Annotated in this window: 21 protein-coding genes; 10 read left to right on the top strand and 11 right to left on the bottom strand. The window is 69.9% G+C overall.

Annotation, left to right across the window (positions count from 1 at the left end; genetic code table 11):
* Positions 1 to 11: 11 nt before the first annotated feature.
* From VSH64_RS31135 to VSH64_RS31125, 3 genes are all read right to left on the bottom strand, one after another.
* Positions 12 to 824, bottom strand: coding sequence for a helix-turn-helix domain-containing protein (locus VSH64_RS31135; RefSeq protein WP_326566315.1), 813 nt, complete (start codon positions 822 to 824; stop codon positions 12 to 14).
* 23 nt (positions 825 to 847) lie between these two features.
* The gene (locus tag VSH64_RS31130) at positions 848 to 1,630 is read right to left on the bottom strand and encodes an alpha/beta fold hydrolase (RefSeq protein ID WP_326566314.1); all 783 of its coding nucleotides are present in this window, start codon (positions 1,628 to 1,630) and stop codon (positions 848 to 850) included.
* A gap of 109 nt (positions 1,631 to 1,739) precedes the next feature.
* The gene (locus tag VSH64_RS31125) at positions 1,740 to 3,614 is read right to left on the bottom strand and encodes a propionyl-CoA synthetase (RefSeq protein ID WP_326566313.1); all 1,875 of its coding nucleotides are present in this window, start codon (positions 3,612 to 3,614) and stop codon (positions 1,740 to 1,742) included.
* A gap of 193 nt (positions 3,615 to 3,807) precedes the next feature.
* Here VSH64_RS31125 and VSH64_RS31120 point away from each other — a divergent pair, with 193 nt between their 5' ends.
* The 3 genes from VSH64_RS31120 to VSH64_RS31110 all read left to right on the top strand — a co-directional run bounded on the left by VSH64_RS31120 (position 3,808) and on the right by VSH64_RS31110 (position 6,409).
* Complete coding sequence (locus tag VSH64_RS31120; RefSeq protein WP_326566312.1) at positions 3,808 to 5,532, top strand: serine/threonine-protein kinase; 1,725 nt, start codon at positions 3,808 to 3,810, stop codon at positions 5,530 to 5,532.
* Positions 5,533 to 5,667: 135 nt separating this feature from the next.
* Positions 5,668 to 6,012, top strand: a complete 345-nt coding sequence (locus tag VSH64_RS31115; RefSeq protein ID WP_326566311.1) for a hypothetical protein — start codon at positions 5,668 to 5,670, stop codon at positions 6,010 to 6,012.
* Positions 6,013 to 6,085: 73 nt separating this feature from the next.
* Positions 6,086 to 6,409, top strand: a complete 324-nt coding sequence (locus VSH64_RS31110; RefSeq protein ID WP_326566310.1) for a hypothetical protein — start codon at positions 6,086 to 6,088, stop codon at positions 6,407 to 6,409.
* Positions 6,410 to 6,829: 420 nt separating this feature from the next.
* On the opposite strand, the gene VSH64_RS31105 is transcribed toward VSH64_RS31110, so the two are convergent.
* A complete protein-coding gene (locus VSH64_RS31105) occupies positions 6,830 to 7,411 on the bottom strand; it encodes a class I SAM-dependent methyltransferase (protein WP_326566309.1) in 582 nt (193 codons plus the stop codon).
* Between the two features lie 55 nt (positions 7,412 to 7,466).
* On the opposite strand from VSH64_RS31105, the gene VSH64_RS31100 reads away from it, so the two are divergent.
* Positions 7,467 to 8,240 carry an AraC family transcriptional regulator gene (locus tag VSH64_RS31100; RefSeq protein WP_326566308.1) on the top strand — a complete coding sequence of 258 codons (774 nt, stop codon included), beginning with the start codon at positions 7,467 to 7,469 and terminating at the stop codon, positions 8,238 to 8,240.
* Here VSH64_RS31100 and VSH64_RS31095 read toward each other — a convergent pair.
* On the bottom strand, positions 8,191 to 9,759 hold the full coding sequence (locus VSH64_RS31095) for a dolichyl-phosphate-mannose--protein mannosyltransferase (RefSeq protein WP_326566307.1): 1,569 nt from the start codon (positions 9,757 to 9,759) through the stop codon (positions 8,191 to 8,193). The genes VSH64_RS31100 and VSH64_RS31095 overlap by 50 nt on opposite strands.
* 40 nt (positions 9,760 to 9,799) lie before the next feature.
* Between VSH64_RS31095 and rsmI the strand changes: the two genes are divergently transcribed.
* The 5 genes from rsmI to VSH64_RS31070 all read left to right on the top strand — a co-directional run bounded on the left by rsmI (position 9,800) and on the right by VSH64_RS31070 (position 12,409).
* Positions 9,800 to 10,639, top strand: coding sequence for a 16S rRNA (cytidine(1402)-2'-O)-methyltransferase (gene rsmI, locus VSH64_RS31090; protein ID WP_326566306.1), 840 nt, complete (start codon positions 9,800 to 9,802; stop codon positions 10,637 to 10,639).
* Positions 10,636 to 10,926, top strand: a complete 291-nt coding sequence (locus VSH64_RS31085; protein ID WP_326566305.1) for a hypothetical protein — start codon at positions 10,636 to 10,638, stop codon at positions 10,924 to 10,926. Before rsmI ends, VSH64_RS31085 begins: the two co-directional genes overlap by 4 nt.
* Before the next feature lie 99 nt (positions 10,927 to 11,025).
* Positions 11,026 to 11,439 (top strand): hypothetical protein, encoded by a 414-nt coding sequence (locus VSH64_RS31080; RefSeq protein WP_326566304.1) that lies wholly within the window; start codon positions 11,026 to 11,028, stop codon positions 11,437 to 11,439.
* A gap of 27 nt (positions 11,440 to 11,466) precedes the next feature.
* Positions 11,467 to 11,901, top strand: a complete 435-nt coding sequence (locus VSH64_RS31075; RefSeq protein ID WP_326566303.1) for an SMI1/KNR4 family protein — start codon at positions 11,467 to 11,469, stop codon at positions 11,899 to 11,901.
* A gap of 4 nt (positions 11,902 to 11,905) precedes the next feature.
* Positions 11,906 to 12,409 (top strand): hypothetical protein, encoded by a 504-nt coding sequence (locus tag VSH64_RS31070; RefSeq protein WP_326566302.1) that lies wholly within the window; start codon positions 11,906 to 11,908, stop codon positions 12,407 to 12,409.
* On the opposite strand, the gene VSH64_RS31065 is transcribed toward VSH64_RS31070, so the two are convergent.
* Positions 12,391 to 12,903 carry a QsdR family transcriptional regulator gene (locus VSH64_RS31065; RefSeq protein ID WP_326566301.1) on the bottom strand — a complete coding sequence of 171 codons (513 nt, stop codon included), beginning with the start codon at positions 12,901 to 12,903 and terminating at the stop codon, positions 12,391 to 12,393. The genes VSH64_RS31070 and VSH64_RS31065 overlap by 19 nt on opposite strands.
* Before the next feature lie 321 nt (positions 12,904 to 13,224).
* On the opposite strand from VSH64_RS31065, the gene VSH64_RS31060 reads away from it, so the two are divergent.
* Positions 13,225 to 14,181 carry a quinone oxidoreductase family protein gene (locus tag VSH64_RS31060; RefSeq protein ID WP_326566300.1) on the top strand — a complete coding sequence of 319 codons (957 nt, stop codon included), beginning with the start codon at positions 13,225 to 13,227 and terminating at the stop codon, positions 14,179 to 14,181.
* Between the two features lie 323 nt (positions 14,182 to 14,504).
* Here the strand turns inward: VSH64_RS31060 and VSH64_RS31055 are convergent, their stop codons facing one another.
* From VSH64_RS31055 to VSH64_RS31035, 5 genes are all read right to left on the bottom strand, one after another.
* On the bottom strand, positions 14,505 to 15,764 hold the full coding sequence (locus VSH64_RS31055; protein ID WP_407655574.1) for an aminodeoxychorismate synthase component I: 1,260 nt from the start codon (positions 15,762 to 15,764) through the stop codon (positions 14,505 to 14,507).
* A gap of 25 nt (positions 15,765 to 15,789) precedes the next feature.
* Complete coding sequence (locus VSH64_RS31050) at positions 15,790 to 16,401, bottom strand: GH25 family lysozyme (RefSeq protein WP_326566299.1); 612 nt, start codon at positions 16,399 to 16,401, stop codon at positions 15,790 to 15,792.
* A gap of 95 nt (positions 16,402 to 16,496) precedes the next feature.
* Complete coding sequence (locus VSH64_RS31045) at positions 16,497 to 17,261, bottom strand: ABC transporter permease (protein ID WP_326566298.1); 765 nt, start codon at positions 17,259 to 17,261, stop codon at positions 16,497 to 16,499.
* The gene (locus tag VSH64_RS31040; RefSeq protein WP_326566297.1) at positions 17,251 to 18,243 is read right to left on the bottom strand and encodes an ATP-binding cassette domain-containing protein; all 993 of its coding nucleotides are present in this window, start codon (positions 18,241 to 18,243) and stop codon (positions 17,251 to 17,253) included. The genes VSH64_RS31045 and VSH64_RS31040 overlap by 11 nt, the downstream gene beginning before the upstream one ends.
* Positions 18,244 to 18,336: 93 nt before the next feature.
* A complete protein-coding gene (locus VSH64_RS31035) occupies positions 18,337 to 18,924 on the bottom strand; it encodes a PadR family transcriptional regulator (RefSeq protein WP_326566296.1) in 588 nt (195 codons plus the stop codon).
* Positions 18,925 to 18,939 lie beyond the last annotated feature (15 nt).

The following is an 18,939-nucleotide window of genomic DNA, read 5'->3' as shown; positions in this document are numbered from 1 at the left end:
GCGTGTCGCGGTCACCGGGACGCGGCGCCATCCACGCTCGGCCAAGCGACGTCGTCGATCGCCAGCCACGGCGCCACCGCGACGCCGGCCGGCGTGAGCCCCGAAAACGCGCGCACCTCGTGGTGCAGGTGCGATTGATCGACGTACCCGCTCACCGCGGCGACCTCAGCCGGAGCCTGCCCGGCGGCGAGAAGGTGCGCGGCGTGGTCGAAACGCACCAGGCGAGCCGCGCGTTTCGGCGTGATGCCGAGCTGCGCGCGAAACCGCGCCCACAGCCGTTTCCGGCTCCACCCCACCTCCTCGGCCAGCCTTTCGACCCGCGTCAGCCCGCGCCCGACCAGGGTCCGGTGCCAGGTGTACGCCACCTCCGCGTCGACCGGCCGCGACCCGAGCCGCGCGCGAAGCAGCGAAGCCGCCAACGCGAAGCGCGCGTCCCACGTCGGCGCACCACGCAGCCGGTCCTCCCACCGCGCGGCATCCCGGCCCAGCACGGCTTCGAGCGGGATCGCGCCGCTCAACCCCGTGCCGAGCACGGCGGTGGCCAGCGCCGGTTCGAGCCGGATCTGCAGGCACTCGCCGATGCGTCCGGCGGCTCGCAGCTCGCCGGGACAGAGCCCGACCACCACGCTGCCGCGTCCGCGCCGCCCGAACGCTTCGTAGCCGAGCCCGTCGCTGAGATCCACCAGCACCGTGACCGCCGGGTGGGCCACCATCGTGATGTCGACGGCCGCGGGCACCGGCTGCCGGAACCCGGCCATGCGTAGGCCCGGCAGCCGCCGGGGCGGCACCGCGATGTCCACGCCCGTCCAGTCGAAGGCCCGCACGTGACCACGCTAGGCGGTGCGGGTCACAGCCGGGTCGCCGCGAACGCGAGCAGCAGCTCGGCTGTCTTGCCGGGCTCCTCGACGAGCGGCACGTGCCCCACCCCCGGCAGGTACTCCACGCGCGCCACCGTGGCGTAGTCCTGCGCCGACGCCGGGTCCCACCGCGGATCGGCGGCGCCGAAGACCACGAGCACCGGCACGTCGAGCGCGGCCAGCCGCTCGGGCATCGGGCGTTCGCCGAGGTAGGCGCTGCCGTGCCGCAGCACCTCGCGGAACGCGTGGTAGCTGGTGCGGCGGAGCTCGGTGACCAGGTCGTCCGGGATGTCGGCCGGCCGCGCCATCGTCGCGCGGATCCCGCGGCGGATCAGGTCGTCGGAGCGGCGCCGCCACAGCAGCGGACCGAACGGCGGCGCCAGCAGCACCCGCAGGAGCAACGGCTGGTGCGAAAGCGCGTCGAGCCGCGGGCCGGTGCTGATCAACGCGATCGAGCCCACCAGGTCCGGCCGCTGCTCGGCGAGCGAGGCGGCGACGTACCCGCCGCTCGAATGTCCCACCACCACAACGGAAGTGAGCCCCAGCTCGTCGAGCAGCGCGGCCACCCGCGCGGCCTGGTTCGGCACGGCGTACGACGACGGCGGCGTCGAGCGCCCGCACCCCGGCAGGTCGATGCGGACGACGTGGTGGCGTTCGGCGAGCGCAGGCACCATCTCGCTCCAGGAGCCGCTGGTGGCTCCGGAACCGTGGATGAGCAGCAGCGGCGGCGCGTCGGGCGGGCCGTCGTGGACCACGTGCAGGTAGTCGGTCATAGGGACGACGATGCGCCCGCGCACCGCCGTCCGTCTTGGAAAATTGTCAGCGTTGAAAACCTCGGCTTTGAGCTGTCTCGGCTTTGAAGTGCCTCAGCTTTGAAATGTCTCAGCCACGCAGCACCGCGCGCAACGCGTCAAGCACACTCGGGTCCTCGATCGTCGACGGCACCGGCTCGTCGCGCCCGTTGGCGATGCCGCGCATGGTCTTGCGCAGGATCTTGCCCGAGCGAGTCTTCGGCAGCGCCTCGACCACGGACACGTCCCGGAACGCCGCCACCGGCCCGACGTCGCGGCGCACCGCGGCCACGAGCTCGTCGCGCAGCTGGCCTTCGGCCACGTCCACGCCCGCCTTCAGCACCACGAACCCGCGCGGCACCTGGCCCTTCAGCTCGTCGGCGACCCCGATCACCGCACACTCCGCCACGGCCGGGTGCGAAGCCAGCGCCGCCTCCATCGACCCGGTCGACAGGCGGTGGCCGGCCACGTTGATCACATCGTCGGTGCGGCCCATCACGAAGAGGTAGCCGTCTTCGTCGAGGTACCCGGAGTCGCCGGTGAGGTAGTAGCCGGGGAAGCGCGACAGGTAGGCCTCGCGGTAGCGCTCGTCGTCGCCCCACAGCGTGGGCAGCGAGCCCGGCGGCAGCGGCAGCTTCACCACGATCGCGCCCTCGCGGCCGGCCGGCAGCTCGTCGCCCGCCTGGTCGAGCACCCGCACGTCCCAACCCGGCACGGGTTTCGTCGCCGATCCGGGCTTCACCGGCAGCGGCTCGAGGCCGCGCGGGTTGGCGGCGATGGCCCAGCCCGTTTCGGTCTGCCACCAGTGGTCGATCACGGGCGTGCCGAGCACTTCGCCGGCCCAACGGTAGGTCTCGGGGTCGAGGCGTTCGCCGGCCATGAACAGCGTGCGGAACCGGGCGAGGTCGTACTTCTTCAGCTCAGCGGCGCCCGGGTCGACCTTCTTCACCGCGCGCAACGCCGTCGGCGCCGTGAACAGCGCCTCCACGCCGTGCTCGGCGATCACGCGCCAGAACGCGCCCGCGTCCGGCGTGCCCACGGGCTTGCCTTCGTACAGCAGCGTGGTGGCCCCGACCAGCAGCGGCGCGTACACGATGTACGAGTGCCCGACCACCCAGCCGACGTCTGAAGCCGTCCACCACACGTCGCCCGCGTGCACGTCGTAGACCGCGCCCATGGACCAGGCCAGCGCGACGGCGTGGCCACCGGCGTCGCGCACCACGCCCTTCGGTTTCCCGGTCGTGCCGGACGTGTAGAGGATGTAGAGCGGGTCCGTCGCCTTCACCGGCACCGGGTCGGCGGGCCGCGCGGACTCCACGAGGTCCACCCAATCCAGATCCGTGCCCGACAGCTCGGCCGGCGCCTGCTCCCGCTGGAACACCACCACGTGGTCGGGCTGGTGCTCGGTCAGCTCGAGCGCCGCGTCGATGATCGGCTTGTACTCGACCACCCGTGTCGGCTCGATCCCGCACGACGCCGCCAGCACGAGCTTCGGCTTCGCATCCTCCACCCGCGCCGCGAGCTCCTTCGGCGCGAACCCCCCGAACACGACGGAGTGCACCGCGCCGATCCGCGCACACGCGAGCATCGCGATCACGGCCTCGGGGATCATCGGCAGGTACAGGATCACGCGGTCACCCTTCGTGACCCCGAGCGCCTTGAGCGCCCCCGCGAACACCGCCACCTCGTCCCGCAGCTCGGCGTAGGTGTAGCGCCGCTTCTGCCCCGTGACCGGCGAATCCCAGATCAACGCGGGCTGCGCGCCGCGGCCGCCGTCGGCGTGCCGGTCGAGCGCGTTGTACGCCGTGTTCAGCTCCCCGTCGGGGAACCACCGGTAGAACGGCTCCCGCGAGGCGTCCAGGGCCTTCGTCGGCGGTTTCGTCCAGTCGATCGCCCTCGCCGCGTCGAGCCAGAAGCCCTCCGGATCGTCCAGGCTGCGCCGGTAGGTCTCGGAATACGCGCCCACGCTGTCTCCCTCGACGGTGTTCACTTCGATCCGTTCTCATGATGGCCCGGGTGAGGGTGTCGCGCAGGTTTCACGACGGTCACGACCCACCTACCCGGCAACCCCGCGAAGGCGGCGTGCGTCCTAAGCTGGACCACGGGGTTCGGCCGCGTGGCGGTACCACCTGACCACCGAGAGTGAGGGGAACCAGGCGGTGAGCGGATTCGCGAGCGCGCTGCTCTCGCTCGCCCACACCCTGTTCGGCCCGGGGTTCTGCCCGGGTGACTGGGTCTGGGCGACGACCACAGCCGGTGCGCTCGTCGCGCTGTTCCCCGCGTTGGGGGCGCTGGTGGTGGCCATCGTGCGCAAGGGCACGGGCAACCGGTACGACGCGACGACGCTCACGGTGTTCGGGCTGATCGGTGTGGTCAGCGTGCTGGTGCTGCCGTGGCTGCTGTCCAACGGCATCTCCGAGACGTTCCGCGCGATCAACGCCGGCGGCACCGGCGGGTTGTCCGCGGCCTCCCGGTCGACGCTGAGCTCGTCGTTCTGCTTCGCCGGCGTGCAGAAGTCGTACCTGGGCGGGGGCCCGAACGTCTACGAAGCGCTCTTCTACAACGGTGGCCTGAGGCTGTCGTTCGGCATCTACCTGCTCGCGTTCACGGTGCTGCCCGCGGGCTCGCTGCTGTTCGTGATGCTGCAGGCGCGCACGGCGTTCCGGCGCGGGCCGAAGTGGCCGTCGCGGTTCTTCTGGATCCCGTTCGTGGTGATGGCGGTGGCGAGCATCGGGATGACGGCCAACGTGGCCGTGCACTTCTGGCTCGGGTTCCTGCCGTTCAGCGTGCTGGGCCTGATTCCCGTGGGCCTGGTCGGGCCGCCGCCGTGGTCGGTGATCAACCGGCCGGAGCCGCGCCGCGACGTGCCGCCGCCGGCGCCCGAGCGGCCGATTTCGCAGGTCGCGCCGCGTCCGCAGCTGCCGCCCCCGCCGCCGCCGATCAACAAGCCTTATCCGGCCACGGCGCTCGCCTCGGCGCCGGAGCCCGGGTTGCTCGCCGCGGCTCCCGGCCCGGTTCCGCCGCCACCCGGCTCTCGTGGCGCCGGCGGAAGTCGGTACCGCCGCGTCCGACGGCTCGGTCACGGTGGTTTCGGCACGGTCTGGGAGGCCGTCGACACTCAGCTCAACCGCACCGTCGCCCTGAAGATCGCGCACGCACCCGACCGCGACACCGAGGAACGCATGCAGCGCGAGGCCCGCGCGCTGGCCGCGGTGAACCACCCGAACTGCGTGAGGGTGTACGACCTGGTCGAGGAACCGGACGGCCTCGCGCTCGTGATGGAGTACCTGGAGGGCCGCCCGCTCGCCGAGGTCGTCGACGGCCAGGGCCCCCTCGACGACGTCGCCGCCGGCCGCCTCTGGTCCACGATGGCGGGCGCGCTCGTCGCGGCCCACGAAAAGGGCGTGCTGCACCGCGACATCAAGCCGTCGAACATCGTCCTCGACCCGGCCGGCCTCGCGCACCTCATCGACTTCGGCATCGCCCGCAGCCAGGGCGACTCCAAGATGACGGCCACCGGCATGATGATCGGCACGCCCGACTTCGTCGCCCCGGAACAGGCGATGGGCGCCCAGGCGAGCCCCGCTTCCGACGCCTGGCAGCTCGCGGCCACCGTCAGCTACGCGCTGAGCGGCCAGCCGCCGCGCGGCACCCGGGAGACGCCGATGGCCGCGTTGATGGCGGCCGCGCGTGCGGAGCCGGTGTCCCGCCTGCCGACTCGGTCGGCGCACGCGCGGATCCTGAGCGCTTCGCTGGATCCGGAACCGCGCCGGCGGCCGACGCTGAACGCGGTGTGTCGTGAGGTCGAGGGCTGGCTGTCGCGCGCCGGGAAGTCCCCGGACGGCCCGGTCACCCAGATCGTGCCTCGGCGGCTGCACCGCTGAAATTCGGTGGCGCCGGGTGGGATGATCGGGGCATGACTCTTCGAAAGGTCCATGGCGCGTAAACCGCCTGCCACCGTCCGGGCCGGGTTGCCCGTGCGACCCCGTCCGTGCCACCGGTTTTCGACGATTCCTGAGTTGCCGCGCTGGGTTTTGCTCGACGTGCACCGCGTCGAAGCGACGGTGCTGCATCCCGGCGACGTCGCCTGGGCGCTTCGCCGCCTGCGGCACCATGTCCACAATCCGTGGCGCCTCGAGGTGCACCGCCTCGACGACTGCCCCTGCGGCGAGAACCTGATCCGCTGGACGCTGCAATCCGCGCTCCGAGCCCTCCCGGGCCGCAGCCGCGCCGCCCTGCGCGCAATCATCAAGCCGCTCGACGCCGAGCTGCGGCGCCGGACCGTGCTCGACTACTCGGCCCCGCCCGATTGGCCCTGGTGGCAACAGCGCAGGCCCCGCGGGGCACGTGGTCATGGGGCGTAGACCACCGGCGGCCGTCCGCGCCCGGCTACCGGTGCGGCCGCGAACAGGCTGTCCGTTCTCGACGATCCCCGGCTTGCCGCCCTGGGTGGTCGCCGACATCCACCGCGTCGAGGCGCGGGAACTGCGGCCCGGCCAGGTCGGCCGCGCCGTCCGTGACCTGCGGCAGTATGCCCGTGACTCCCATCGCGTCGGCTCGGCCGCGTCCCTCGGCTGCCCCTGCTGCGAGCCCGGGACCCGGTGGACGCTGGAGGTGGCGTTGCAGGCGTTGCCGCCGCGCAGCCGCGTCGCGTTGCGGGCGTTGTTGCGACCGTTCGACGACGAGATCCGCCGCAAGACGCTGCCCGACCCGACCGCCCCGCCGGACTCGCCGTGGTGGGAGCGGCGGGTCGCCTACTGACCCGGCGTTGGCGAGACGAGGCCGTGGCGCGTAGACCACCGGCGGCCGTCCGCGCTCGGCTACCGGTGCGGACGCGCGAGAATCGTCGGTTCTCCGCCATCGTCAGTCTGCCCCGGTGGGCGCTGGCCGACCTCCACCGCATCGAGGCAACGGAGCTGATCCCGGGCGAAGTCGAGAAAGCACTCCGAAACCTGCGGCGTTACGCCCGCGTCGCACACCGCTGCCCGGAGTTTCTCGGGTGTACCCATTGCGCAGGGGTTGATCCCGATATCCGGATCAGCCTGGACCGGGCCCTTCACGCCCTCCCTGCCCGAAGCCGGGCGGCCCTCCGGGCCCTGCTGGACCCCCTCGACGAGGAGATCCGCCGCAAGACGTTCCCCGACCCGCACGCACCGCCGGGGCCTTGGTGGGATCGGCGGTTCAATGACCTGTACTGACCGGCTTCACCGCCGAGAACTCCACCAGCTCCTTCGGCCGGTGCTGCACGTCGACCTCCCCGAACCCGACGCCCGTCAGCCGCGCGGGCAGCGTCGAAGCGTTCACCACGTTCATCGTGTCCCCGACGTGCAGCAGCCGGAAGCGGAAGCTCAGCTGGCTGTCCGTCCCGCAATAGACTCCGCCCGGCCGCAGCACCCGGAACGCTTCGCCGAAAATCGCGTCCTGCAAAGCCGGCGTGGGCACGTGGTGCAGCATCGTGAAGCACACCACCGCGGAGAACCGGCCCGTGTCGAAGGGCATCTCCGCTCCGCTGCCCTCAACGACCGTCGCGCGTGACCCGAATTCCGTACGCAGCAGCGAAGCCGACGCCGGATCGATTTCCAGCAACGTCAGCCGCGGTACGGCGTCCAGCAGCACCCGCGTGGTCGCGCCGAAGCCGGGGCCGATTTCGAGGACGTCGTCGCCGAGGTCGAAGCGCTCGAGCCACGGCGGGAGCACCTGGGCGATCATCGACGCCCATTTCTCCGAGGAGCAGAGCCGGCGGTGGATCAGGTTCATGGGCATGCCACAAACGGTAGAAACACCCACGCGTGACCGGTAGACGATAGGCTGCCAAGCCATGTCGTCAACCGGCCAAGGTGCGATGCTGCTCGGTGACCTGCGGCTGCCCGCCGGCGCCTGGTACCCGCAGCACGAGCACCCCGTGCACCAGCTCGTGTGGGCCGCCGCGGGTGTGGTCGCGGTCGGCATCGGGGAGGCGCACTGGGTGCTGCCGCCGACGCGCGCGTTGTGGGTGCCCGCGGGCGTGCCGCACCGTACGGGCGCGGTGGCCAACGCCGAGCTGCGCGGCGTGTACGCGGATCCGCAAAAGTGCCCCGTTACCTGGGCGCAGCCGCGGATCGTCGAGGTCGGGCCGTTGCTGCGGGAGCTGCTCGAACACCTCAACGGCGACCTGCCCGAAGAGCAACGGAAACGCGCCGAGGCCGTGGTGTTCGACGTGCTGGAGCCGGTGGACGTCGCGCCGATCGTGGTGCCGTCGCCGGAGGATCCGCGGGCGCGGGACGTCGAGGCGATGGTGCTCGCCGACCCCGCGGACCGGCGTGGGCTGGCCGAGCTGGGCCGCGCCGTGGGGGCGAGTGAGCGGACGCTGGCGCGCGCGTTCGTGCGCGATTGCCGCATGACGTTCGGCACCTGGCGCACGCAGGCGCGGCTGCGGGCGGCGCTGCCGTTACTGGCCGAGGGGCTGCCGATGACCACCGTCGCGCACCGCGTGGGTTACGCGACCGCGAGCGCGTTCGTCGCGGCGTTCCGGCGCGCGGTCGGGGTGCCGCCCGGCGCCTATTTCACCGCCAGGACGGCAACCACATCTCGGCGTTCCACGTCGCCGTGGTGATCGGCACGCCGTTGAGGATCGGCCACAGCCACACGAAGTTCGCCACCACGAGCCCCGTGTACAGGGCGACGACGAGCAGACCGGTGCCCCGGCGTTCGAACCCGCGTCTGGCGCTGCCCAGGATCTGGCCGAGCACCAGCACCAGCCCGAGCACCAGGAACGGCGCCATCGGCGTGGCGTAGAAGAAGTACATCTGCCGGTCGATGTTCGTGAACCACGGCAGCAGGCCGGCGAAGTAACCCACGAGCACGGCGGCGTAGCGCCAGTCGGCGCGGAAGAGCCAGCGCCACAGGCCCCAGCCGAGCATCGGCAGCGCCAGCCACCACATCGCGGGCGTGCCGATGAGCATCGTCGCGCCGACGCAGCGCGATTCGCCGCAGCCGGTGACCTCGCCGTCGTAGTAGTAGAGCATCGGGCGCAGGCCCATCGGCCACGTCCAGGGCTTCGACTCCCACGGGTGCGGGTTGTCCTTGGGCGTGAGCAGCGTTTCGTGGAAGTGCAGCACGTTGAGCGTGTAGTCGCCGAGCGAGCGCAACGCCGGCGGCACCCAGGCGAACAGGCCGGGGTCGATGTCCTTGATCTCGGTGTAGTGCCGGTCGGTGGCCGTCTCGCTGGCGAACCACGCCCAGAACGCGGCCAAGTACATCAGCAGCGGGATGATCAGGATCGCCCACAGCGCCGGCGCGACGTCCCGCCGGATCGTGCCGACCCACGGCCGCTCGACGCCCGCCGCCCGCCGCGCCGCGACGTCGAAGAACACCGTGAGCAGCCCGAACGCCGCGATGTAGTAGAGCGCCGACCACTTCACGCCGAAGGTGAGCCCGATCATCACGCCCGCGGCGAAGCGCCACCAGCGGAACCCGAGCTTCGGCCCCCACACCGACTCGCCGACCCAGCCCTCGCGCACGGCGACGGCCAGCCGTTGCCGCACCTGGTCGCGGTCGCACAGCACACACGCGAACGCCGCCAGCACGAAGAGGGCGATGAAGATGTCCAGCATCCCCATGCGCGACTGCAGGTGCAGCACCCCGTCGCTGATCACCAGCACGCCCGCGATGCCGCCGAGCAGCGTCGACCGCGTGAGCCGCCGCGCGACGCGGATCGTGAGCAGGATGATCACGGTGCCCGCGAGCGCCGGCATGATGCGCCAGCCCCAGCCGTTGTAGCCGAACAGCCACTCGCCGATCGCGATGAAGTCCTTCGCCAGCGGCGGGTGCACGATGAGCTCGTAGCCGGCGTTGTCCTCGTACCCGCCGTTGCGCAGCATCTGCGCCGCCTGCGGCACGTAGTGCTTCTCGTCGAACACCGGCGTGCCGTGATCGGTGGGCACCCCGAGGTTCTGCAGCCGGACGACGCCGCCGATCACCGTGAGGACCACCGTGACGATCCAGCTGCGCAGCCGGTCGGTCGGCATGCCGCGGCCCAGGAGCGTGGCCTCGCGGTCGGTGGGCGGACGCATCGCGTCGACCGGGTCCGGCCGCACGCTCTCGTCGTCGGGACGGGTCAGCAGCGCGGTCACGGGGCCTGATACTACGGCGTCGGCCGTTAGGCTCACGTGCATGTCCACTCCGCCCGGCCGGCTCGTCCTGGCCGCCACCCCCCTCGGCGACCCGGGCGACGCGTCGGCCCGCCTGATCAGCGCGCTCGGCACCGCCGACGTCATCGCCGCCGAAGACACCCGCCGCCTCCGCTCCCTGGCTTCCGCCCTGGGCGCTGTGATTTCCGGCCGAGTGGTCTCGTTCTACGAAGACGTGGAGACCTCGCGCCTGCCGCAGCTCCTCGAGTCTCTGCAGTCGGGCTCCACCGTGCTGCTCGTGACCGACGCCGGCATGCCGTCGGTCTCCGACCCCGGCTTCCGCCTGGTCGCGGCGTGCGTTTCGGCGGACATCCCGGTGACCTGCCTGCCCGGTCCGTCCGCGGTGACCACGGCGTTGGCTTTGTCCGGGTTGCCGTGTGATCGGTTTTGCTTCGAGGGCTTCGCGCCGCGCAAGCCGGGGGAGCGTGCGCGCTGGTTTGCTTCGCTGGCGTCGGAGCAGCGGACGGTGGTGTTTTTCGAGTCGCCGCATCGGGTGGCTTCGTTGTTGGCCGATGCGGCGGAGGCTTTGGGTTCGGGCCGGCGGGTGGCGGTGTGTCGTGAGCTGACGAAGACGTACGAAGAGGTCAAACGGGGCACATTGGGGTCGTTGGCTTCGTGGGCCGCCGACGGGGTTCGCGGGGAGATCACGGTGGTGCTGGAGGGGGCGATTCCGGCGGCGGTGTCCGTTTCGGACCTGGTGGGTGAGGTGTCCGCTCGGGTGGCTGCGGGGGAGCGGTTGAAGGCGGTGGCTTCGGAGGTGGCTGAGGGGGCTGGGGTGTCCAAAAAGGATTTGTATGACGCTGTGGTGGCTTCTCGGAAATGATCAGTGGTGAGGACGCCTACCCCGCCGTGACTCCGGTGCCTACGGCTGACCTCGTTCGGGTGTTCGGAGACCTCGAAGAGCTGGTGGTCTCGTTGGATCGGATCATGTCGAGGATCGGCAGCGGTGCGGACCCGCAGATCCTGGTCGACTACCTCGTGGACCGCTCGTTGTTCCCGAGATTGGCCCGAGCACGCGGCGACCTCGGCGACGCATTGGCTGCGTCACTCGGCGAGGCCGAGGTCGAGAGGATCGCGGAGGGGAAATACTGGTTCTCTTCCGACGGATGAGGCTGGGCGTGGGAGAACCGCATCTTGCGGAACCGGAAAGTTCCGGGCGGCGACCTACTGCGTCGGGGTACTTGTTCTTGTTCACGACCTGATGCCGAGGTGGTAACGCTGCTCTCCTTCCCGATGATCTCGGCGGACCGCCGCCTGTACGAACTGCGCGACCTCCTCGCCCTCATCCCCGGCGACGGCCTGGTCTGGAGCCTCTTCGAGTTCTCCGGCTTCGGCGTCGGTCCCGACGGAACGCCGTTGGACGCCTTCGAAGCGACGGTGACGTCGAGCCCGCTCGGCTACGTCCTCGCGTGGCCACGGCTGCTCGACTTCGCGCGCGGGATTCGCCAGACCGTCGACTGCGCCCTCGTCGCGGTGGAACGCGCCGGCGACCTGACCTCCGACGCCCCCGAACGAGGGCTCGGCGAATTCGTGATCGTCGGGGTCGACTGCTCCGTGTGGGAGGTGTCGGGTCGGCGGTTCGGGCCGGGGCTGGAGGACCGCTTCCGCACCGAATTTCCTTGACGGGTACGGCGGAATCCGATCGACTGGGTGTCGCTGTTCCAAGGATCGAGGGGATTCGTGAGCAACCTGATTGGCGCTGCAGAGCGGGCCCTCGGGGTGCGGCTGCCGCGCAGCTATCTCGACGCGCTGGCGTCAGGCGCGGTTCTCGACGGTCGCCGGTGTCCGACTCCGTTTCCGACGTCCTGGGCGGCGGACCACTTCGAGGTCGCGGCGCTCCTCGGCATCGGCGGCCCGGACGGCATCGACGGCGAGTTCGGCAGCGCGTACCTGGTCGAGGAATGGGAATACCCGGACATCGGCGTGGTGATCTGCCAGACACCCTCCGGCGGCCATGACATCGTGATGCTCGACTACACCGCGTGCGGCCCGACCGGCGAACCGTTCGTCGCGTTCATCGACGAGGACCGCGTGCCGCGGCGGGTGGCGGGGTCATTCGCGGAGTTTCTCGCCAAACTGGAGTGATTGTGTGACCGTGTCTGATCTTGGTGCAGCGGTGCAAGATCACCTGGAGGGGCTCGCGGAAGAGCAGGGTTGGGGCCGCATGCGCGAGTATGTGCCAACGCAGCCTGTCGATGAAGTGCCTTTGTATACGCAAGATTCGCAGCTGGATTTCTTTGACGGCATGGATGTTGCGGCAATCAACGCAATATCGGTGAAGTTTTCTTACGAGTACCTCTTGCGAGACCGGCGCAGAGCTCCGCGAACGTCCGTCAGGTCGATGATGGTCTTCGCGAACTGGTTCGAGCCTGAGCCGTCGGTGGATGTTGAGGTAGTTCTTTTTCCGTACTACTGGGTGGGCTTGCAGTCGGATTCTGAGGTGAGAAATTTTCGGCCGGGTCCAGTCGGATCGTTGCACGGAAGATTCGTGCAGCGAGTGCTGTCCGAATACAAGAACGCTTGTGTTTTTGAGACATTCTCGCACTATATGGGCGAGGACATTTCGGATCGCGTTTACGTCGCGGTTTCTTGATCGGATGGTTGGTTGAAGTTGTGACAGCCGAGTAGGGCTGAAGCTGCGGCATGAGCTTTCCCTGCATCGGGTTCGTCGCCCGTGATGATGTCGGTGTAGATGAAGGATTCGCCGAGGCGGACGAGGATGTAGGCGAGGTCCGGGGCCGGCAGAGGGGTGGTCAGCCGGCCGGCGGTGATCTCCGCGGTGAGGAGGTCCGTGAGCTGGGCGATGGTGCGGGACTGGACCACGCTCGCCTTGGTGGTGAGCAGCCGGAGGGCTCGTTCGGGTTCGCGTTGGAGGAAGGTGCGGAACGCGGTCGAGCCGTTGACCAGGGAGACGAAAGCTCCGATCGCATCGGCTACGCCCAGAGCGCCTCGGCCGGTGAAGGAGACGTTCGCGAAGACCCGGGAGGTTTCCGACCACAGGATTTCGCCCAGGAGGTGGTCGCGGCTGCCGAGCCAGCGGTGGAGGGTGGCGCGGGAGACGGCCAGCGCCGAAGCCAGCTCGCGCATGTCGACGCGGCGGCCGGCCAGGAACCAGGTGCGGGCCAGGGCGAAGGCGGCGGCGGGGTCCGGGCGGGAGGCGAAGACGGGGGTCTGGCCGGGGTGTGAGGCAACAGCCTGCCCGGGGCGCGAGGCGGCAGCAGGGGCCGGATGTGAAGCCTGAGCTGGACGTGAAGCACTCCCAGAGTCCGGCGGTGAAGTCCAAGCCAGGTCTGGCGGCGGGTCGGCAGGCGTGTCGATGTGTGAGACGTTACCACGGAGTGTCGCATCCGTGAGACATCTGGCAAAGTGTCTCACCAAGAGACCGCGAACAAAGGTGGCGAAACCCAGATGCGTGCTGTGCAGGTGACCGAGTTCGGTGGGCCCGAGGTGCTCAACCTCGTCGAGCTGGCGGAGCCCGAGGTCGGGGCCGACGAGATCCTGATCGACGTCGACCGGATCGGGGTCAACTACGCGGACACGCATCAGGCGGAGAACTCCTACCTCGCGCCGAGCAAGTTGCCGCTCGTGCCCGGTGGTGAGGTGGTTGGGAAGACTGCCGAAGGGCAGCGCAAGGTCGCGCTCATCAACAGTGGTGGGTATGCGGAGAAGGCCGTCGCCAATAAGTACATGGCGTTCGACGTGCCCGAGGGCGTCGATGATCTGCACGCCCTCTCGATGCTGGTCCAGGGGACGACCGCCTGGGTTCTGCTCAAGAAGAACGCCCACCTCGAAACCGGCGAGTCCGTGGTTGTCCACGCGGCGGCCGGTGGCGTCGGGACCATCGCGGTGCAGCTCGCCAAGGCGTGGGGTGCCGGGCGCGTGATCGCGACGGCCAGCAGCGAAGAGAAGCGGCGCCTCGCGATGGAACTCGGCGCCGACGCGACGGTCGACTCGAACGCCGAGAACATGACCGAAGCGCTGATCGAGGCCAACGGCGGCAAGCGCATCGACGTCATCCTCGACATGGTGGGCGGCACGACGACCGACCAGAGCATCGCGGCCCTCGCGCCGTTCGGGCGGCTCGCGTTCTACGGCATGGCGAGCCGGAAGCAGCCGAAGGCCGTTGAGCTGCGGAACCTGCTCGGCCACAGCACCACGGTCACCGGCATGTGGCTGCCGCACGTCTTCCGCCTGCCTGGCAACGTCTTCGGCACCGCCCTCAACGACCTCTTCACCCTCATCCAGGCCGGCAAACTCAAAGCCATCGCCGGCGGCGAGTACCCGCTCGAGGACGCCCGCAAGGCCCACGAAGCCCTGCGCTCCCGCGGCACGGTCGGCAAGTTGCTGCTCGACCCGCGCAAGTAAGTCGGAGGCGGATTTGTCCGGCGGGCCGACCGTTCGCCGTGGCGGTGCAGCCGGCTGGGCAATGCCAACGGCGGCGAGTTGGCCGGGAATAGCCCCCGCAAGTACGCCGGCGTGGACCTGTCTGGCAGGCCGAGTGTTGCCACGGCGGCTTGGTTTTCCGGGCAAGGCCATGAGCGCGGCGAGTCGCCCACGGGTGGTCGGGGGTCGACCTGTTTGGCACGTAGAGCGTTGCGTGGCGGTCTGGCAGACCGAACGCGTTGCGAGGAGGCCTAGCTGGCCCGGGCAAGGCCGCAGGCGACTCAGCCCCGAAAACCCGCAAGCGGCTAGACAGCAGGCGGCGTAGCCAGGAGTGTCTCCAAAGGTGCAGCCTTGTGGAGGCACTCCTGCCACTCCACGGCACTGTCCGAATCCGCCGTGATTCCGCCGCCGACGCCCAGCGCGATCCGGCCCGCGGAGATCTCGAACGTGCGGATCGCGACGTTCAGCTCGAGCCCCGCCACCGGCGACAACATCCCCACCGCGCCCGTATAAACCCCGCGCGGCAGCGGTTCCAGCAAGGCGATCTCGTCCAGGGCGCGAATCTTCGGCGCCCCCGTCACCGAGCCGGGCGGGAAAGTCGCGGCCAGCAAAGCGGAATCCGAAACACCGGACGGCAACACGCCCTCCACCGTGGACGCCAGATGCCACACCCCCGGAGCCGGCGACACCGTCAGCAGCGACGGCACCACCACGCTCCCCACCTCGCAAACCCGCCCCAGGTCGTTGCGCACCAGGTCGGTGATCATCACGTTCTCGGCGACGTCCTTGGCCGACCGCCGCAGCAAAAGGGCGTTTCCGTCGTCGGCGGGGCCGCGGCGGGGGAGGGTGCCCTTGATCGGCACGGAAGTAACGCGGCGGCCCCGGCGGGACAAGAACAGCTCCGGCGACAGGGAAACCACCGAGCCCCACGGGCCGGACACAAAACAAGACCGCGAAGGCGACAACCGCCGCACGCCCTCGGAGAACAAAGCCGCAGCGGAGCCGGAAAAGGGACCCGTAAACCGCGTGCAGATGTTCGCCTGAAAGAGTTCCCCGGCCTCGATCGAGGAAACGCACGCCTTCACGGCCAAAGAATGCGAAGCAGCAGAAGGCCGCTCCAACACCGAAGCAGTCCACGTCAACGAAGCAGAAGAGGACAACGCCTCCTCCACAGTGGACAACAACGGCCCCGGGTCATCCGCCAGGGACTCGAACCAGCAACCGCCGGCAAGATCCCACCGCAGCACGTGATCGGCAAACCCCCAAGCGGACCCAGGCACCCCCGAAGACCGCCCCGAGGGATCCGCCGAGTCGTAAGACAGATACCCGAACCACCCACCCCCGACGCATCCCTCAGGCGCGTCAACATCAACAACAGTGGGAAACGAAGAAGCAGACACCGAAACGAACGGCGCCACCACCGCCGAAGACCCGAACCAAGACCCACACAACGCCGCCGGCTCCGGCAACCCCCGCGCGGCGGCATAAGCCGACAACAACACCACGGCCCGTGAAGGGGTCACGTCCGTCGAAAGCCGCTGCCGCCAGAACCGCACCAGGGACATCTTGCCAAGGTCCCCCGACAGAAAATCAGAGCAGTACGTCTGACAACGTGAATGGATAGACCACAGCGTCTTGCGCAACCGGTCCCGCCACGCCGGGCAGCCCCGCGAACGCGTGCTGGTGCAGCCCCAGCCGCGCGTGGAACCAGCCGGCGCGGCCGGGGATGCCGTTGTGGCGCACGAGCCACAGCACCACATCCGGGTCGGCCCAGCGGTCGGGGTGCAAGCGGTGGGCCCAGCAGTCGTGGTCGGCGTACACGAGTACGCGGCGGATGCGGGCCGCGTGGCGTACGTGCTTGATCCACGACTTCACGAACCGGTCGTCAACGGCGGTAGCGTCCACTTCCAGTGCGGGCGCCAACGAGCCCGGCGCGAAAGCCCCGAGCTTGCTCGCCGTCCGCACGAAGTGGTCGGCCTGGTCGTGCACGGCGCCTGGGCGCGCGAAGTGGCGCGCGCCCGTGTGGATGCCGGCGTGTTGGGCCGCGGTGAGCATCCGGTCGGCGCCCGGGTCGCTCCAGTTCACGTTCTCGCTGATCGTGACGGAGGCGAAGCGGACGTCGGCGGCGCGCACCGCGGCCCAGTCGAGCACCTGCTCGCGATGGGTGAGGGTGAGCCCACGCTCGCTTTCCGGTTCGGTCACGCTGCGCCAGCCCCACGTCCGGTGAAGTGAAAGGCCACCCTACGTCGGCAAACGCGACGCCGCACCGAAGAACCCCCGGCGTGTCCAGCCGCCGATCAGGCGTTTTCGCGCTGGAACGTGCGGGTGCCCCACCAGATCGCGAGCACGGCCATCACGAGCACCACCACGCTGCCGGTGAACAGCGCGTCCATCGAGTAGTCGCCGCGGAAGCTGTTGCGCTCCACGTCCACCACGTGCCGGAACGGGTTGATCTGCGAAATCGTGTACAGCCACTGCGGCGCGAGCCCGGCCGTGATGGGAATGAGGATCCCGGACAGCAACAGCAGCGGCATGAGCACCGCGTTGAGCAGGGCCGGGAACGATTCCTCGCTCTTCAGCGTGAGCGCCAGCGCGTACGAGCACGAAGCGAGCGTGAGCGCCAGCAGGAACACGATCACCAGACTCAGCAGCACCCCCCAGAGCGGCGCGTCGAGGTCGAACACCAGGTACGCCAGCACGATGATCAGCACCGACTGCACCACGGCCTGCAACGCGTTGGCCAGCACCTTCCCGAGCAGCAGCGCCGCGCGGCTCACCGGTGTCACGCGCAGCCGCTCGACCACGCCGGAGCGGTAGTCGGCCAGCAGCGAGAACCCCACGAACGAGCTGCCGAACAGCGCCAGCTGCGCGATGAGCGCGGGCGTGAGCACCATCCAGCCGTCGACATCGGACAGGCCCTGCGCGTTGAGCGTCTTCACGAGCAGCGGCCCGAAGAAGAAGAGGTACAGCAGCGGCTGCATGATCCCGATCAGCAGCCACGCCGGGTTGCGCAGCGCCGCGGTCATGTCGCGGCGGAAGATCAGCCACGTGTCAAGCAACACCGGACACCTCCGGGGAGCTGGGCTGCTCGGCGTCACGCAGGGTGCGGCCGGTCAGCGTGAGGAACACGTCGTCGAGCGTCGGGCGCGTGACCTGCATGGACGTCATGGCGATGTCCTTCGCGTCGAGCGCGCGCAGCAGCTCCGGCATGGCCGTGTCGCCGCGCGGCACGCGGAAGCGGACCAACCCCTCGCTCACGTCGAACTCGTGCGCGCCGGTGAGCTGCCGCGCGACGTCGGCCGCCTCCGCCGCCACCGACGGGTCCACGCCGATCACCACGCCGTCGCCGGACACGCGGGATTTCAGCGAATCCGGGGTGCCCTCGGCGACGATGCGGCCGTCGTCGATCACGATCAGCCGGTCGGCCAGCGCGTCGGCCTCGTCGAGGTAGTGCGTGGTCAGGAAGATCGTGACGCCGTGCTCGGCGCGCAGCCGCCGGATGTGGTCCCACAGGTTCGCGCGGCTCTGCGGATCGAGGCCGGTCGACGGTTCGTCGAGGAACACCAGGCCGGGGCTGTGGATGAGCCCGAGCACGATGTCGAGCCGCCGGCGCTGGCCGCCCGAGAGCGTCTTCGTGAGCCGCTGGCCCAGCCCCGCGAGGTCGAGCTGCTCGCTCAGCACCTCGCCGCGCGCGATCGCGTCGGCCTTCGACAGGCCGTAGAGCCGGCCCTGCAGCTCGATCTCCTCGACCACGCGCACCTCCGGCGACGCGCCGCCGCCCTGCGCGACGTACCCGATGTTGCGCCGCACCCCCAGCGGATCGGTGAGCAGGTCGTGGCCACCGACGGTCGCCGTGCCGGCCGACGGTTTCAGCAGCGTGGTGAGCATGCGCAAGGTCGTGGTCTTGCCCGCGCCGTTGGGGCCGAGGAACCCCACCAGCTCGCCGGCCTCGACGTCGAGGTCGACCCCCTTCACGGCGTGCACTTCGCCGCCGCCCCGGCCCTTGCGACGAAACCGCCGCTCCAGACCGCGTGCCGTGATCATGAAGAACCCCTCTCCTCCCAGAGATCAACTAGTCAAATTTGACCAAGTCGACGAGGTCACTGTGCCCCACGAGAATCCTCTAGTCAAAATTGATTACTCCACGCCAGGCCGGAACAACGGTTCGGCGTCGTCCGCCATCGTGTACTCGCCCTTCTCCAGCCGCTCGATGAGCTGCTGCAGCCAGGTGTGGCTCGCGCCCGAGATGCCGGCCCACAGCCGGAACAGCTCCACCACGTGCGGTGGCTGGCCCCAGTCGGCCTGGTCGTCGAGCATCAGCCGCGCGCGCCGTTCCTCGCCTTCGAGGTGCACGAGCCGCTGGCGCAACAGGCTGATGGCGTGCTGGCGGGGCAGCGCGGGCATGAGCCCGATGCCGGCGGACATCTCGGGGTGGCCCACCTCCGGATCCGACAACGCCCTGGTCAGCAGCAGCTGGAACTCCTGCTCGCCGTCACCGGTCAGCCGGTAGGCCACGCGGTCGGGCCCCGCATCGCCGGGCTCCACGTCTACCTTTTCCAGCAGGTTCTCGGCCGTCATCTTCTTCAGCGCGTGGTAGATCGAGCCGGGTTGCACGTTCGCCCACTTCTCCGCCGACCACGTGAGCAGCTCCCGGCGCACCTGGTAGCCGTGCGCCCGGCCGAACATGCGCACCACCCCGAGCACGAGCAGACGCGTCGCCGACACCGCTTCTCCCTTCAC

Origin of the sequence: Amycolatopsis rhabdoformis (assembly GCF_035918295.1) — a bacterium.
In the GTDB taxonomy this organism is placed as follows: Bacteria; Actinomycetota; Actinomycetes; order Mycobacteriales; family Pseudonocardiaceae; genus Amycolatopsis; species Amycolatopsis rhabdoformis.
Note: the sequence above shows the minus strand (reverse complement) of the source record. Positions and strands in the feature narration are given on the sequence as shown.

Bases quoted from the DNA above. Each gene is read 5' to 3' on its own strand.
- VSH64_RS31130 (WP_326566314.1), bottom strand. From the start codon at position 1,630: ATGACCGACTACCTGCACGTGGTCCACGACGGCCCGCCCGACGCGCCG.
- VSH64_RS31105 (WP_326566309.1), bottom strand. From the start codon at position 7,411: ATGCCCATGAACCTGATCCACCGCCGGCTCTGCTCCTCGGAGAAATGG.
- VSH64_RS31100 (WP_326566308.1), top strand. From the start codon at position 7,467: ATGTCGTCAACCGGCCAAGGTGCGATGCTGCTCGGTGACCTGCGGCTG.
- rsmI (WP_326566306.1), top strand. From the start codon at position 9,800: ATGTCCACTCCGCCCGGCCGGCTCGTCCTGGCCGCCACCCCCCTCGGC.
- VSH64_RS31085 (WP_326566305.1), top strand. From the start codon at position 10,636: ATGATCAGTGGTGAGGACGCCTACCCCGCCGTGACTCCGGTGCCTACG.
- VSH64_RS31065 (WP_326566301.1), bottom strand. From the start codon at position 12,903: ATGCGCGAGCTGGCTTCGGCGCTGGCCGTCTCCCGCGCCACCCTCCAC.
- VSH64_RS31060 (WP_326566300.1), top strand. From the start codon at position 13,225: ATGCGTGCTGTGCAGGTGACCGAGTTCGGTGGGCCCGAGGTGCTCAAC.
- VSH64_RS31055 (WP_407655574.1), bottom strand. From the start codon at position 15,764: ATGTCCCTGGTGCGGTTCTGGCGGCAGCGGCTTTCGACGGACGTGACC.
- VSH64_RS31040 (WP_326566297.1), bottom strand. From the start codon at position 18,243: ATGATCACGGCACGCGGTCTGGAGCGGCGGTTTCGTCGCAAGGGCCGG.